The organism is Desulfobulbaceae bacterium, assembly GCA_013792005.1.
GTDB lineage: Bacteria > Desulfobacterota > Desulfobulbia > Desulfobulbales > VMSU01 > VMSU01.
Window position 1 is genome coordinate 1 of the sequence record VMSU01000157.1, and the last position, 13,808, is coordinate 13,808.

Annotated in this window: 17 protein-coding genes and 1 tRNA gene; 7 read left to right on the forward strand and 11 right to left on the reverse strand. The window is 48.7% G+C overall.

Going from position 1 to position 13,808, the window contains the following annotated elements; translation table 11 throughout:
- Position 1 precedes the first annotated feature (1 nt).
- A complete protein-coding gene (locus FP815_09675; GenBank protein ID MBA3015206.1) occupies positions 2-1,804 on the forward strand; it encodes a 4-alpha-glucanotransferase in 1,803 nt (600 codons plus the stop codon).
- 89 nt (positions 1,805-1,893) lie between these two features.
- Here the strand turns inward: FP815_09675 and FP815_09680 are convergent, their stop codons facing one another.
- From FP815_09680 to FP815_09690, 3 genes are all read right to left on the reverse strand, one after another.
- Positions 1,894-2,091 (reverse strand): nitrous oxide-stimulated promoter family protein, encoded by a 198-nt coding sequence (locus FP815_09680; GenBank protein MBA3015207.1) that lies wholly within the window; start codon positions 2,089-2,091, stop codon positions 1,894-1,896.
- A 155-nt stretch (positions 2,092-2,246) separates the two neighbouring features.
- Complete coding sequence (locus FP815_09685) at positions 2,247-2,891, reverse strand: NAD(P)/FAD-dependent oxidoreductase (GenBank protein ID MBA3015208.1); 645 nt, start codon at positions 2,889-2,891, stop codon at positions 2,247-2,249.
- Between the two features lie 418 nt (positions 2,892-3,309).
- Complete coding sequence (locus tag FP815_09690) at positions 3,310-3,792, reverse strand: DUF1456 family protein (protein MBA3015209.1); 483 nt, start codon at positions 3,790-3,792, stop codon at positions 3,310-3,312.
- A gap of 775 nt (positions 3,793-4,567) precedes the next feature.
- On the opposite strand from FP815_09690, the gene FP815_09695 reads away from it, so the two are divergent.
- A tRNA-Arg gene (locus FP815_09695) sits at positions 4,568-4,644 on the forward strand.
- Positions 4,645-4,979: 335 nt separating this feature from the next.
- On the opposite strand, the gene FP815_09700 is transcribed toward FP815_09695, so the two are convergent.
- The 8 genes from FP815_09700 to FP815_09735 all read right to left on the reverse strand — a co-directional run bounded on the left by FP815_09700 (position 4,980) and on the right by FP815_09735 (position 9,720).
- A complete protein-coding gene (locus tag FP815_09700; GenBank protein ID MBA3015210.1) occupies positions 4,980-5,483 on the reverse strand; it encodes a GNAT family N-acetyltransferase in 504 nt (167 codons plus the stop codon).
- Positions 5,483-5,779: a DUF1778 domain-containing protein gene (locus FP815_09705; GenBank protein MBA3015211.1), complete on the reverse strand. Its 297-nt coding sequence runs from the start codon at positions 5,777-5,779 to the stop codon at positions 5,483-5,485. The genes FP815_09700 and FP815_09705 overlap by 1 nt, the downstream gene beginning before the upstream one ends.
- A gap of 490 nt (positions 5,780-6,269) precedes the next feature.
- Entirely contained in the window at positions 6,270-7,304 is a 1,035-nt protein-coding gene (locus FP815_09710) for a tyrosine-type recombinase/integrase (GenBank protein ID MBA3015212.1), read from the reverse strand.
- Between the two features lie 60 nt (positions 7,305-7,364).
- Complete coding sequence (locus FP815_09715) at positions 7,365-7,628, reverse strand: toxin-antitoxin system HicB family antitoxin (protein ID MBA3015213.1); 264 nt, start codon at positions 7,626-7,628, stop codon at positions 7,365-7,367.
- A 7-nt stretch (positions 7,629-7,635) separates the two neighbouring features.
- Positions 7,636-8,001 carry a helix-turn-helix transcriptional regulator gene (locus FP815_09720; GenBank protein ID MBA3015214.1) on the reverse strand — a complete coding sequence of 122 codons (366 nt, stop codon included), beginning with the start codon at positions 7,999-8,001 and terminating at the stop codon, positions 7,636-7,638.
- Positions 7,970-8,245 carry a cytotoxic translational repressor of toxin-antitoxin stability system gene (locus FP815_09725; protein MBA3015215.1) on the reverse strand — a complete coding sequence of 92 codons (276 nt, stop codon included), beginning with the start codon at positions 8,243-8,245 and terminating at the stop codon, positions 7,970-7,972. Before FP815_09725 ends, FP815_09720 begins: the two co-directional genes overlap by 32 nt.
- 102 nt (positions 8,246-8,347) lie before the next feature.
- Positions 8,348-8,902, reverse strand: a complete 555-nt coding sequence (locus FP815_09730; GenBank protein MBA3015216.1) for an ImmA/IrrE family metallo-endopeptidase — start codon at positions 8,900-8,902, stop codon at positions 8,348-8,350.
- A gap of 17 nt (positions 8,903-8,919) precedes the next feature.
- Positions 8,920-9,720 carry a helix-turn-helix transcriptional regulator gene (locus FP815_09735; protein MBA3015217.1) on the reverse strand — a complete coding sequence of 267 codons (801 nt, stop codon included), beginning with the start codon at positions 9,718-9,720 and terminating at the stop codon, positions 8,920-8,922.
- 181 nt (positions 9,721-9,901) lie between these two features.
- Between FP815_09735 and FP815_09740 the strand changes: the two genes are divergently transcribed.
- From FP815_09740 to FP815_09760, 5 genes are all read left to right on the forward strand, one after another.
- On the forward strand, positions 9,902-10,144 hold the full coding sequence (locus tag FP815_09740; protein MBA3015218.1) for a helix-turn-helix transcriptional regulator: 243 nt from the start codon (positions 9,902-9,904) through the stop codon (positions 10,142-10,144).
- 20 nt (positions 10,145-10,164) lie between these two features.
- Positions 10,165-10,380, forward strand: a complete 216-nt coding sequence (locus FP815_09745; protein ID MBA3015219.1) for a hypothetical protein — start codon at positions 10,165-10,167, stop codon at positions 10,378-10,380.
- A gap of 361 nt (positions 10,381-10,741) precedes the next feature.
- Positions 10,742-11,572 carry a hypothetical protein gene (locus FP815_09750; GenBank protein ID MBA3015220.1) on the forward strand — a complete coding sequence of 277 codons (831 nt, stop codon included), beginning with the start codon at positions 10,742-10,744 and terminating at the stop codon, positions 11,570-11,572.
- A 10-nt stretch (positions 11,573-11,582) separates the two neighbouring features.
- Positions 11,583-12,932, forward strand: a complete 1,350-nt coding sequence (dnaB, locus tag FP815_09755; protein ID MBA3015221.1) for a replicative DNA helicase — start codon at positions 11,583-11,585, stop codon at positions 12,930-12,932.
- Between the two features lie 356 nt (positions 12,933-13,288).
- On the forward strand, positions 13,289-13,808 hold a 520-nt coding region (locus FP815_09760; protein MBA3015222.1), incomplete at its 3' end, for a hypothetical protein.

Genomic DNA, 13,808 nt, shown 5'->3' on the forward strand with positions numbered 1-13,808 from the left:
CATTGGTCGTGGTTCTCCCTACTCTGTCGCTTCCCGTGATTTTCTAGCCTTTATTCGCACCTTGGGGTTTAACGGCCTGCAGTTGGGGCCGCAGGGCATGACCTCGCCCAACAACTCTTCCCCGTACGATGGAACACTCTTTTCGCGTAACCGACTCTCTCTGGCCCCGCTTCCGCTTACTATGTCAATGTATGATAACCTGCTGAGCAAAGAAATTTTGGCGGAGTTAGTTGGAGGTCGGCCTGAATCCGGTAAGTTCCGTACTGTTCACGAGTATGCCTGCTCCGTGCGTTTTCGAGTTTTGGAGGAAGTGTGGTCGTGTTTCAAGTCGAAAAGAGCCGGGGGGAAAGGAGTAGCGCTTGATCGTGAATTTGCCCTGTTTCGAAAAAAAAATGGCGGCTGGTTGAAACGGGATGGACTCTACGAGGCACTTCGTTTTCATTATGGAGAGCGGAGCTGGCGGGACTGGGAGGGTGGCAAAGAGGTTTTGCTTGATCGGCACCTTTGGCGTTCTGTCGGGGATGAGGGTCAAAGAGTTACTGCACGGCGGCGAGCCCTTTTTGCTGAATATCGCGAAGCTATTGAAGCCTATGCTTTTTCTCAATTTCTCTTGGACAAACAACATCAGGACTTACGGAAATACACGCACCAACTCGGGCTTGAATTGTTTGGGGATCTTCAGATAGGATTTTCTGGCCGAGATGCCTGGTTCGCGCAGTCATTCCTGCTGCCTGGGTATGTCATGGGGGCGCCTCCCAGTCGTACTAATCCAGAGGGGCAGCCTTGGAATTATCCGGTGCTTGATCCTGACCGATATTTTGCTGATTCCAGCCAACTCCCTGGCCCGGCCTTACGTTTTCTTCGTCAGCGATTAGAAAAAATGCTTCGGGAGTTTGACGGGTTACGCATCGACCACCCTCACGGGATTGTCTGTCCTTGGGTCTATCGGGAAGGGACGCCTGATCCGCTTGCTGCGGTCCAGGCAGGGGCTAGGCTTTTCGCTTCGCCTGGTTTGCCTGATCATCCAGCGCTGGCGCACTTTTCCATCCCGCGACCGGATCAGATCAATCAGGATCGCCCTCGGCATGCCGATGACTGGGTAAAAAATCTGGAGCCTCTGCAGGTGGAACGGTACGCCTTGCTCCTGGACGTTATCATGAATGCGGCTCGCGTCAATGGTCGAGACTCCCACGCCATTGCCTGCGAAATTCTTTCCACTCAGCCTTATCCGATCAAACGAGTTATGGAACGGCATGGGCTTGGCCGTTTTCGGGTCACTCAGAAGGCGGATCTTGATAATCCAGCGGATGTCTATCGGAGTGAGAACGCAGCTCCTGAGGATTGGATCATGCTTGGCAACCACGATACCCCGCCCATCTGGCTGCTGGCCGATCAATGGTGTGGCTTGGGAACCTCGCAGAAACAGGCCGACTATCTCGCTTGGCGTTTGCTGCCGGAGGATGAAGATCGTGATCTATGGGCTACAAGGTTGGCGACAGATGCGAATGAACTTGTTCAAGCCAAGGCCGCAGATCTTTTTGCAGGGCCTGCTGGGAATGTCATGATCTTCTTTACCGATCTGTTAGGGATGAAGGAGATCTATAACCGACCGGGAACAGTAAGTGATGATAACTGGTCTCTTCGGATAACAAGCGACTTTGCCCGAGATTACCGGGAGCGTGTCGCCTGCAACAGAGCGATCAATATCCCCAAGGCCCTTGCCCGTGCAATCCGCTCTCGAGGAGGGGATTGTGCCATGGAACATGTTGCTCTTCTCAGGGAACTGGACCACTTGGCTGGGTAATCTTTTTTTTGCCAATTGGCTTTTTTCGTAAGCCATCAATTATGACAATCTCGCAAAAAGTTCGGGGATGGCTAAGCAAAAAGTCCGATCTACTGCGTTGCGTGGCGGATTTTCTCCTTCATAGCCGGTTTGTAGCAATGGTTTGGGCAGTTGCCGCAGGAAGTCTTTTCTTCCTGAAAGGGGCAGTGCGTCAGTCGTAAATAGGCATAGCCTAAGAGTTCGTTGCAGGCGCGGCACAGCTTATCCTTGTTATGATGATGTTTGGTGCGGCAGTAAATGCCGATCATTAAGGCAACGGTCTTTTTTTCTCGTTATCCTGGGGTGCATATCCATGATTCTTCAAAAAACTGCGTAATTACTGAAGGTTAATGGTGTGCGGTTGACAGTTGACCGGTTGATGATGTCTGTGACAAGATCTGATTTTCCGGAGTGCTTCAAAGGGCTACAACAAGGCGATAGCATTATGTAAATCTGCAACGGAAGTCCTGTCCATGAATCGGGCTGTTCGTTCTTTTGGTCTGGCGTTATCTCGGTAATAGATCAGAACTTTTTTCAATAAAGTAAGTAGTTGCTCATCAGTTAATGACTCGCCTATGATGTCTCCGAAACGGGGACGTCCTGCGCCATTGCCTCCAAAGACCAGGGTCCATCCAGATTTCCTTCCGAACACGCCAATGTCGCGAACAAATCCCTCACAACAGTTCATCGAGCATCCTGAAACACCTACCTTGGTTTTGGCTGGCAAAGGGAAATCGAGTAACTCTTTTTCTATCGTGGCCCCCAAGGTCAGGGAGTCCTGGACGCCGTACTTGCACCAGGTCTTGCCTGGGCAGGCCTTGATGTAATGGATGCCTACGGGTTTTCGTGGCCCGGCAGAGTGTCCGAGGTCCTGCCAGATCTCTTCCACTGCTTCCGGGGCTTGGCCAATGAATGCTAATCGTTGGGCCTCCGTCAGCTTCAGCATGGGGATGTTATGCTTTTGGGCAACCTCTGCGATGTGGGCGAGAAACTCTGGGGTAACCATTCCCATTTTGGGGCCAGGTACGATGTTAAAGGTCTTGTTGATGTCTGTAGTGTCATTGGACATGATGATTGCACTCCTTTTTCGTTTATTTGGGTGATTGATGCTTGTATATTTTTGATAAAAGTAGCTGGAGATTGCTGGTACGGCGTCCTTGGTTGATAACTATGAGTGAATTGGATCAGTGGTTGTTTTCTCTTATCACGCGAGCTTGAGTATAATTAATTCCCCAAGATTGGTCCGTATCGTTGCTAAGTTAATAGATGATTTTGTCGATCATTTTAGACGATGCTGCCGGTGAAAACATTGACATAGGTCAATTGAGTTTTTTTAACGGGGATGGTGTGTCACATGGCTCTAGCCAATCTAACGAATCTCAGAAGAGTACAGGTTGGTCGAACTTTTAATGAATTGCCAGATATGTGGATTAAACTTCGATATTTACGTAATAATTGGTTTCTGTGCATCTCATTCACTAATATTTTTAAGGAGAGCCAGAAATCTCTTTTCCGCGAAGACGTAACGTCAGTCCCTTGAGGAAGTTACGTAACAACTGGTCTCCGCAGGTTCGGTAATTGTTGTGGCCAGCCTTGCGGAACAGAGCGCTGAGTTCGGGTTTGCTTACTGGGAAATTGGCAGTATTGAGAATCGTATGCATGTCATCTTCTTTCAGTTCGAAAGCTACTCGCAATTTTTTAAGCACCATATTGTTAGTTATTGGCAGTTCGATGGGGTGTGTCGGGCGGCTGTCGTCTTTACCTCGCTTGAAGATTACTAAACCATCAAGAAAATGTGCCATTACTTCATCTGGACAGTCCAGGTAGGCTTCATCGTCATCTTTTTTTAAAAAGGCGTTTACCTGGGCTTTGGTAATTGAAAAACCGGTAAGTTGGGTGATATCGACAATTTTGGCATCGCTGATGTCGAGCATGTAGCGCACGCTACGCAGCACATCGTTATTTATCATGTGGAATCCTAATTGATTGCAGTGTGTTTTGAAAAGGCACGAGACTAGTTGAGATCATCCGAGTCGATGATGTGAAACGAAGGGTTGGCTAGTGTAATTGTTAGTTTTCATTTATTAATCCCAGACCTCCACATCGGCGTGCGTGCAATTAGAACACCGCAGCATCGGATCGGATTCATCGAAGGCGATTCTCCATTTTTCGTTGGCGATCTGTTCTTCAAATTCTGAACGGCATTGATCGCATAGCCAACGGTCACCAAGAGGGGTTACCCAGAGTTTCATTATATATTTTCTCCTTATAAGGAATGATTATAAGATTACGTGGATTCAAGTTTGAAGTACAACCTTTATTCTTAACATGAGGTTGCCCCTCTTGTGAAGAGAAGTTAACTTAAAGAGAACTCGTGTGAAGCGGATTCATCTGACTCCCTTAGCCTCTGCTCTGCATGATGTCATTCTTTGTGATTAATTACGGAATATTTCGTCTTGTTTGGAGGAGTTTATTGTTGCGTAAATTACCAAATGAAACGCTGAAATTAATGTCATCTCAGTCGATGATGATCATGTATTGTATTGTGCCGCAGGTGGTGGTAGGAGGGATTCGATGAATGTGGTTGATTTATCTATACTAAAAATGACTCAGCTTTAGGAATAATAAAAAAAAAATTGTTGATGAGTTAGCTCAATCTAACAAGTTCTGACTTTACGAAAGCCCCTATTTGTGCTAAAAATGCTCAAAATTGGAACTTAATTAAAAATAATATCATATACCCGTGGACGGGTAGCTCAGCTGGATAGAGTATCGGCCTCCGAAGCCGAGGGTCGCGGGTTCGAATCCCGCCTCGTCCACCAATAAAATCAAGGGGTTATGCAAATGCATAACCCCTTTTTTGTCTTCGGAAATTGCCGTGTGCCTAGAATGTGCCCATTAAAGCCGGTTTTAAAATTTTAGTATCAAAGCTCTTTTTTGTGGCAATTTCGATACTTTCTTTAATTATTTCAAGCCACTCTTCCCATTATTTCGCGTTAAATATCAGTATCTCCCGTATAGATGTACTCCCAAGTCAATCATGAGGTGATACCCCACTTAAAAATGGTGCGATGAGTGCAATCCGGATATCGAAATTATGATAGTGAAGTGGCCTGAAAAGAGCATCATTTCTAGTGGATTACTCTCTTGCTCGAGATTAACCTTTCATGTAACGTCGAGCATCTTTCAGCAAAAGTAACAATTGTCTTTCTTGCACAGGTGAAGGAATAAAGCCAAATCGCAAATAAAATCCCATCGCTTCTTCATCGACAGGATGGGTAAGCATTGCACGAATCCCGGCCTGGTCAGCAATTTTGAGGGTTCTACGGATTGCATCCTGTAACAAACCGCGGCCAATTCCACACCCCTGCAGATCAATGGAAACTGCCAGTCGCGCCAGGATGACGACAGGAATTGGGTAACGTCCCATGCCCTTGCGAATCCGATCCAGGACCGACAAAGTATCTACTTGCCCGACAGTCAAACTAAAATAAACCACTACACGTTTATCACCGTCGGCCAGGACAAAAGTTTTAGCCGAGCCACTAGTCTGGGCCTGTCGGGCGTGATGAATCAACCATTCATTCAAAGCCACATTTCCGCAATCGAATGAATCGAGCTGATGCCCAGCTTCCAATGATTGCGGTGCGCTATGATACATCAGACATCCCAAGGCGCAGGTTTAGCAAACAGATCCTGTAGGCCAGAATTTTCTTCATCAGGTCTGTCCAATAGATCAAGTAAGGCTCTCCCTCGACTTCCAGACACCATAAAAAGACGCTGATCAAGCAAAGTTTGCTCAGCAGCTAAACAGGCGCTTTCCAAGATGAATTCCGTCAATGATTTATGACTTACATCAGCAGCTCGCCGCAACACGGCTTCTTGTTCCGGTGTTGCTCTAAGCCCCAAGCGGGCAGAACGGGTTGCACGATCAGTTTCTGTTTGCGTGGATGGCATATTCAACCTCCATGGTTAGTGTATTCAATCTCACTTCCAATGTTAGTACATAGGACAAACACTGTCAATAACGTTCCTGAAATTTGTAGGGAACAAGTAAACTGTCCGGACTTGTATCACATGATCTGTCCGGTTTTATTGAGTGCCATGGTAGAAACAGTAGAACCTATTAAAGAGCCTCTTGCTTCGGCAGGGGGCTCTTTTGTTTGAGGGGGTTGTGTTTAACGCGAGACCTTTGTGTGTGGTGATGATCACCGCGGCCTTGAAAGTTTCCTGTTTTCTTTTGTTGGGGATCCGTGGGATGAGGCTGTCCAGATGGGGGGGCGGTTCAACCAAAAGTTACTCATACGTTACCCAAACGAAAAAGGCACCTAGCCCAAGTGAGCTAAGTGCCTGATTTTATGGAGCCGACGACGGGAGTTGAACCTGCGACCTACTGATTACGAAGAAGGGAGCTCGTTTTTGTATGGTCTGTCATTGCTGGCTATTATTACTTTTCTTGCCTACCCCTGTGGTGCAGCACTTTCTCTGCAGCCAGCCTTAATCTAGCCATGTCAACCTGGGTGTAAATCGTCGTAGTTTGGATGTCGGCATGGCCGAGCATTCTCTGTACCAAGCGAAGATCACCTGTTGCGGATAACGTGTCGGTTGCCGCGCGGTGTCTTAATCCGTGCGGGTGAATCTCTCTGATCCCAGCTCGACGACAAGCCGCCTTGAACAGGGTCTTGAATGATCCGTAAGGCTTGTTTGTTTTTGGGTTAGGGAACACCCATCCTGATGTTTGCTTGTTCGGGGTGATGATATTGAGGACGCGCTTTGGCAGCAGTACCGCCCGCCACTTGCTTCCTTTGCCCATCACCATCGCTACCCCTTCGCCAAGCTCGACATTTTCCCATCTTAAGCTTACGGTTTCATTCCACCTGGTCCCGGCTTCGAACATCATGATGCAGATCGCCTGCTTGTCTGGATCCTTTATCTCCTTCATCATCGCTTCAACATCATCAGCGGTAGGAGGCCGGGGGATCGGCTTGGTGTAGGGCATCTGCTCGATCTTGAACGGCAATGGCTGAGCGTAATCGTTTTTCACCATCCAAGATATAATTGATCCCAAATAATGCAAGTCTTTATTGGTCGCCCGAGGGTGATCGGGGCGACGCTGTTTGAATCTGATGATGTCACCCTGGGATATTCTGGAAACCGGTAACGCGCCAAATACTTCCGTTAGACCTTTGAGTGAGTAAAGTACATCTTTGTGAGTCCGGTCGGCTCGATGGAGTTTATGCCATTCCAGGTACTCCGGGAGGATGGTGTTGATGGCTGGGTTGATGTGACGTTTTGCCAGTTGGGAAACGTTTTGGCGACGGCACTCTTTCTCGAAGGACTCAGCTTCTGCCCTGCTGCAGGTCCCTTCTTCAGGGTACTTGAGGACTCGGCGGGGTCCATTCCTTCCCTCTGGGCGAAAGTCAATCTCCCATACTCCGGGGATGAGTTCATTGTTGCGCTTTTTGTAGGGACGGATGGACATACAATATAAAGCCTCGTTGGTTATTGGGGCAATACGAATACTGAGGTGATTGCGATGCTCTTATATCTGAGCCAGTTTTCCACTGATTAAACGGTTGAAGCTGATGTGCGATTTGTCTGCGATTGGAAGTGGGACATGCTCGCTTTTTGCCTTCATGTCGGCCATGGTGTCAGCGACGAGCAAGGTAATTCCAGTAAAAGCATCCATCTGTGATTCTGCAAGCCAGCTAAGGGAAGGGAACTCGGCGCAACGGCCAACATATTCCTGGTCTTCAGGTGACCAGGTAATACGATAGGTGTAATGGTCTTTATTTGCTGAGTTCATGCTTCGGTTATAGAAAATGCCTGTAGTCGCAATGCAAGACCTTGGCCATCTTCTTGGCATTTTCCTTGCCGATCGGCCGTTTGCTGTTCTCCATTTCAGAGATGTGGCGCTGAGGGATACCCGTTAGTTCGGCAAGTTTTGCTTGGGTAACTCCTTCTTTGCCGCGTGCTCCGCGCAAGTGAATAGCCGCTTTATTCTCTCCAGGGAAGTATTTGTCAAAAAAATCCTCGGCGGAGATGCTGCCTTCATCATCTGCTTCCGGTTCGATGCACTCCACAAAACGTTTGATTCGTTCTACGTTGATGGGGTGAACTTTGAGTGTGAGCGATACCAAGCGTTCTTCAGTAGGGCGCTTTTTCGTGGGTTCCAACATAGACGACCTCGACGGTGATGGTTTGTTTGTCCTCGGTCCAAACTGCGACATAGGTCGGCTTGCCCTTCTTGAGATGGCAGTGGTGTTTATTGCCTCCAAGTTTGCCATAGTTGAGCCAGTCGCCGCGCACTGGGCCTTTGTTTATGATGTCAGCCAGAAGCAATAGGAGCTTTTCGGCCACATGACGAGGCAAGCTTGCCACTTGTCTTTCTGCCTTTCGGCTAATTCTGGCTGACCAGGTCATATTTTATATTATACTATTTTTTGGTATAAAGTCAAAGCCAAGTTGATACCCTTATGGTTATCTTCTTGGCACCGTTTGCCTATTGGAGCAACATCTGAATCATCAGCACATGTAGAACCCGGAATGGGATTGGTCCCAGCCCTTGAAAGCAGTCGGGGTGTAGCTTGCCGGGAGTGGTTCGGGCGCGTGACAACCACTCTTGAAGTGCCAGTAAATCTTGGCCCGTTCGGCGTATCTATCCATAGCGTGACGTGGGTTTTGGCCGGTTGTCCCCAGTGCGTTATAAATTGTGGCGGCATCCACTCGACCATACATGGACATTATCCGGTCAAGAGTTGTGTTTGGGATGCGAAGAAGGTGGATGATGACATTGGCATGCCATTCCTCAGTCGCCGTAGCATTATTGGGGTTGTGGCCTAGTAAGTGGTGTCCCAATTCATGGCCTAGGTTGTATGCATTTTCGCCGGGGTACTCTGTGTCGGCCATGATCACAATGCGGCAGCCTTGAGGGCCTACCATGCCGTATGTGTCATCACCGAGGTCGCAATAGATGTCAAAGCCAAAACAGTTGCATAGTGCAATGATATCTTGCAGGTAAAATTTATGTACGTTGAATTCGCAAATCTCTCCCCCCAGGTTATTGATAAAATTGCGCATCTAACCCCCCACGGTTGTTATTTTTTTGTCAATTCTGACTCTCTTTTCGCGTTGTTTGCAGCTGTTATTCGACAAAATTCCAGTCCCTTCTTGGCTCTTGCCAGGTAAAGGTCATAAATATCTTTGTCGTTTAGTTTTCCTTCCTGGTATGCGCGCTGGATTTCCGCTCCATTTTTAAGGAGCACGCCAGCACCTGATTCTTTTGGGATGCCAGCATCCGCAAAAGCCATCTTCCGAACCAACAACAATCTTTTGACCGATCCTGGGAGCTCGCCTGATGCTTCGGCCTCCCTTTTGTGCGGCCAGTCTGGAGACATGCTTTCAAGGTATGTGACGCTATTTTCTACCTCAGTTTCGCTCATCTCTGCGTACGTGATATGGATATTATGAATAATACTTGCGACCCCATCAGGTACTGTTTGGGATTGGCCTCCGCGAGCTTCGTCCAACTCTTTGACGATGGTGCATTCTTCCTTTGAGGCCATGTCCTCTCGAGCAAGCTCTTGCTCTACCCCTTGGCTGGCTGTCATTTTACCAGTCAAACTTGGAAGTGAGCTAGGCAGAGTGTTTGGTTGTGATGGTTGGGTTGGGCCGCTAGCCAAAGGACGATACTCAACCCCAGATGCTTCGCAAAGAAGAGCAAGGTCAATTTCGTATTTGGCGCTTATTTTTTCTAATCCTTGAATGCTGGGGGTGACCTCATTGTCCATCCATTTGTAAAGTGTGCTTCGGCTAACTTCAGCCATGTCGGCTATCTCAGTAAAGGATGGCCCATATCTTTGGTCTTTCAGTTTTTCTAGAATCTTCCTCAGTGTCATTGTCGATCTCCTTGTAGCAGATGCTATTCCTTATACACAATAAGTCCATACGAGTACACTATTTTTTTTATCAGTTGCATAAATTATTTACTCTGTCTTGACATGGCTACACTAATTGTGTATCAATGTAGACAAATGGAGGTTGGAACGGTGTGGTCGATAAGTAAAAAAAGGAACTGGTATGACTCCACTTAGAAAATATCGAAAGACGATGGGGTGGAATGTGCCCCAGCTTTCTAGAAAAATTGAGGCCGGCTCATCAATGGTCTGGAAGATAGAGCAAGGTGTCCGGGGTATTACTCCGGCCTTGGCTGATAAGCTTCAGATCTTGTCTGGGGTCCCGGCGATGGCCTGGATGATGCCTGAAAAATATCATAATCCATATTCGGAGGAGGTGGCTTCAGTGCCATCTCTGGTGGCTTAATAATATTCATGGCCTGACCAATGTCTGAAACCGTCAATGAGATAGCGGCGTTACGAGCCGAGATTAAGGAGCTTTCAGCCTTGGTCCGTCGACTTGTCGGACCCAGCACGCCACCACCGGTGTCAGATAACGATTTTCCCCTTGAGCGAAGGCTCGATATGACCCGTATCGTTAAGGAGCGGCTTTCACGGCCAATCAGAAAGCAAAAACGGAGATCGGCAACTACAGAACCGTAAGTGATGATTCGGTAGGATTTATCTTCAATGATGGACTGTGCTGTCCACGGTGAGGTCATGATGCAGTGCCCACAATGCGGATCGAAAATAATTGGTGGTCGTTGCAGTCGTTGCGGGTACTGCCCTGGCTGAGATGATCATTATTAGCCTGCAGGTGCTGGCTTTTTTAGTAACGGAAATCGGTATGTGATCGTACCCCATAACCACATGGCAAGGGAGAACTGCAAATGACATGGAAAGTACAACGGAAACATACCATGCTGCGCGGGTTGTGCCCGGCATCAAGATGGGCAGGCAAGACTGGTATGAGAGGAGATGCTTTCAGCCATGCTGCTCATGGTGGAAGGTGTGACAGCATTGAATGAGATGGAACGACCAAGAAGATGAAGCCTTGCTTGGTCTTCCTCTCCTAGCGCGAGTCGTCTATCTCCAAGGACTATTGCGATTTATGGACTACCAGACAGGTGTGGTCGGAGGCCCCAAGCGGCGTATTTCGTGGCAAGCCTTGGCAGAAGTGGCCGAGGTGGTCACCAGGCAAGGTATGCGCGGTGAGCACGCCACCAAGGGGCAATTGAGGAGGGCTATGGCTCATCTCGAATCGGCTGGGTTGGTAAGGCAACATAACGATGAACGGTATTTGATGTTCTTTTTACCGCTCGCGGACACGGTAGGAAAATCAGGATCAAAAAAAGGCCATACCACTTCCGTACCACCTGGCCGTACCGCTTCCGTACCACCTGAAAGCTCAGTAGGGCAAGGGAAAGGGGAGCAAGAAAAAGAGAAGTCCGTACCATCAGTTTTGCCGAACCCCGTACCACATCAGTTATCAGTAAAAGATTTAACTACGTCTGCGTGCGCTGCTGAAGCAGCAACGCCTAAAGCTACAACGAAAAGTAAGAAGGGGAATCGGTTGCCAAGTGACTGGTCGCCATCAGATGCTCTTCTGGTGTGGACAAAGAAGGAACGGCCGTCCTGGGATGAAACGAGCATGCAGAGGGTGATCGATTCATTCCGGGACTACTGGACAGCCAAGCCGGGGCAATCAGGAATCAAGCTCGATTGGGATGCCACCTGGCGCAACTGGGTGAGAAGGGAACCAGATAGAGTCGAGAAAAGGTACATCACAACGGTTTCAACTCAAGAACCAGTTCACGAATCGGCAGCAGAAACGGCTCGTAAATATCTGGATTAGGAGACATGTCATGCAGGAAGTCCGGCGGATCCCACCGCACAACAGAGAGGCAGAGGTTGAAATTCTTGGTTCATGCCTCGTCTATCAAGACGTGGCAGACAAGGTGGTCGATATCCTGTCAGTCAGGGATTTTTATCACAATCCGCATCGCCTGATATTTCGGACAATTGTCGACCTGCGCGAGAGAAATCAACCGGTTGATATTATCACTGTTCATTCACTTCTCAGGGATCAAGGTCGTGTCGATGAAGTGGGCGGGGCCGGGTATGTCGCCTCATTGACGGATGGTCTGCCATCACGGGGCATGGCCACGCATTATGCCGAATTGGTCAAGAGAAAGGCCGAGCTGAGGGCGATTATCGACGGGGCTACGCGTATTGCCGACCGCTGTTATACCGAGTCGTTTGATGGCAAGGATGAGACCACCTTGGCCGATCTTGAGGTCATGGTCAGGGAGATCATCCAGAAGGGCAACAATGTTGGCAGTACCGTTCATATCTCTATCGCCATGAAAAAGGCGCTGGAGCGTCTTGAAGCGGCAAGCGGGGGTGGCGCATTAGGCATACCGACTGGATTTAAAGACCTGGACCGAATGTTATCAGGGCTGGAGCCCTCCGACTTGATTATCATCTCCGGTCGGCCCAGTATGGGCAAGACGGCTATCGCCATGAACATTGCTGAACACCAGGCTATTCGTCTTGGGCTGCCCGTCGGTGTGATATCGCTTGAGATGTCAGCGGACCAACTGGCGGCTCGGATGGTCTGCGGTATCTCCGGCGTCGATTCCCACAAGGTAAGGTCTGGTCGGTTGAATAGTGATGATTGGCATCGGATCCGACAGTCAGCGGGTAAGATTGAGCAGGCACCGATTTATGTTGATGATCTCCCGGGGCAGAAGGCCTCGGTCATTCGCCGCAAGGCCAGGAGGATGAAAGACGAACACGGAATAGCGGTTCTGTTTGTCGACTACCTGCAACTTGCCCACGGTGAAGGTAAGAATACTATCAGGGAAGCTGAGATCAGAGAAATATCCGGCGAGATGAAGGCTATTGCCAAGGAACTCTCTATCCCGGTTGTCTGCTTATCGCAGTTGAGCCGGGAGTGTGAGAAGCGGCTCGATAAAAGACCTATGATCTCAGATTTGCGTGATTCCGGTGCCATCGAACAGGACGCTGACGTGATCCTGTTTGTGTATCGAGACGAGGTTTACAATAAATCAAAGAATAACAAGAACCGGGGCACAGCAGAGATTATCATCGGCAAACAGCGTAAGGGACCCACCGGCACCATCGTTTTACAATGGGATGAGAAGAGAACAAGATTTCACGACATGATCCGGATGCATGAGCCGGTAGAGTAATCAGGGGTTGGTGCTGATTGGCACAATAAGACAACGCGAATCATGGTGATAGTGTGGCTTTTGCGGATGGGGAAATGGATACTCGGGATACCGTGCTTATCGAAACGGCAAAGACCATCGATACCTTGGCTATTGCCAAACACACGGGGCAGATCTCCATCACCGTTGAAATGTTGAATGGCTCGGTTGTCCGCGCCAAGATTGCTCAAGAAAAGATTATTCTGAAACATAGAAAGCAGTAACCGGATTGCTGTAAAATTCCCGTAAGGGACCAATTTTAAGCCCGGTTGAACGTTTGCACCAAACAGAAGGTATTGGTGCGCGCGCTCAACCGGGCTTTTTTGTGGGATATGGCCATGACAGAGAAAAAAACGCAACGATCGATCGATTGGGAGGCTGTCGAACGCGACTATCGCGCTGGGGTGAAGACCTTGCGCGTTATCGGTGAAGAGTATGGTGTCTCCCATGTCGCAATTACCAAAAAAGCCAAGAAAGACGGGTGGACTCGGGACCTTTTTGCCAAGATTCAGGCCAAGGCAGATGAGCTGGTTACCAAGGAAATGGTTACCAAGGAGGTTACCAGCGAAGGGTTGGTAACCGAGCGTCAGATTGTCGAGGCCAACGCCGAGGCCATCAAAGATGTGGTGCTTTCACACCGCAGAGATATCGGCAGGACTAGGGGTTTGGTCGTATCCATGCTCGCTGAATTGGAGGCGCAGACAGACAATGCTGATTTGTTTGAGAAGCTTGGCGAGTTCTTGGAAGAAGGCAATAGCCAGAAAATGGTTGAGGCCTATAAAAAAGTCGTTTCTCTGTCCGGTCGAGTGGATTCGGTAAAGAAGTTGGCCGACGCGCTGAAGACCTTGATCATATTGG

Excerpts from the sequence above, each read along its gene's own strand:
- FP815_09715 (MBA3015213.1), bottom strand. The coding sequence starts at position 7,628 with ATGAACTCAGCAAATAAAGACCATTACACCTATCGTATTACCTGGTCA.
- FP815_09725 (MBA3015215.1), bottom strand. The coding sequence starts at position 8,245 with ATGACCTGGTCAGCCAGAATTAGCCGAAAGGCAGAAAGACAAGTGGCA.
- FP815_09740 (MBA3015218.1), top strand. The coding sequence starts at position 9,902 with ATGACTCCACTTAGAAAATATCGAAAGACGATGGGGTGGAATGTGCCC.
- FP815_09735 (MBA3015217.1), bottom strand. The coding sequence starts at position 9,720 with ATGACACTGAGGAAGATTCTAGAAAAACTGAAAGACCAAAGATATGGG.
- FP815_09720 (MBA3015214.1), bottom strand. The coding sequence starts at position 8,001 with ATGTTGGAACCCACGAAAAAGCGCCCTACTGAAGAACGCTTGGTATCG.
- FP815_09745 (MBA3015219.1), top strand. The coding sequence starts at position 10,165 with ATGTCTGAAACCGTCAATGAGATAGCGGCGTTACGAGCCGAGATTAAG.
- FP815_09680 (MBA3015207.1), bottom strand. The coding sequence starts at position 2,091 with ATGATCGGCATTTACTGCCGCACCAAACATCATCATAACAAGGATAAG.
- FP815_09685 (MBA3015208.1), bottom strand. The coding sequence starts at position 2,891 with ATGTCCAATGACACTACAGACATCAACAAGACCTTTAACATCGTACCT.
- FP815_09705 (MBA3015211.1), bottom strand. The coding sequence starts at position 5,779 with ATGCCATCCACGCAAACAGAAACTGATCGTGCAACCCGTTCTGCCCGC.
- FP815_09690 (MBA3015209.1), bottom strand. The coding sequence starts at position 3,792 with ATGATAAATAACGATGTGCTGCGTAGCGTGCGCTACATGCTCGACATC.
- FP815_09750 (MBA3015220.1), top strand. The coding sequence starts at position 10,742 with ATGAGATGGAACGACCAAGAAGATGAAGCCTTGCTTGGTCTTCCTCTC.
- FP815_09700 (MBA3015210.1), bottom strand. The coding sequence starts at position 5,483 with ATGTATCATAGCGCACCGCAATCATTGGAAGCTGGGCATCAGCTCGAT.
- FP815_09710 (MBA3015212.1), bottom strand. The coding sequence starts at position 7,304 with ATGTCCATCCGTCCCTACAAAAAGCGCAACAATGAACTCATCCCCGGA.
- FP815_09730 (MBA3015216.1), bottom strand. The coding sequence starts at position 8,902 with ATGCGCAATTTTATCAATAACCTGGGGGGAGAGATTTGCGAATTCAAC.
- dnaB (MBA3015221.1), top strand. The coding sequence starts at position 11,583 with ATGCAGGAAGTCCGGCGGATCCCACCGCACAACAGAGAGGCAGAGGTT.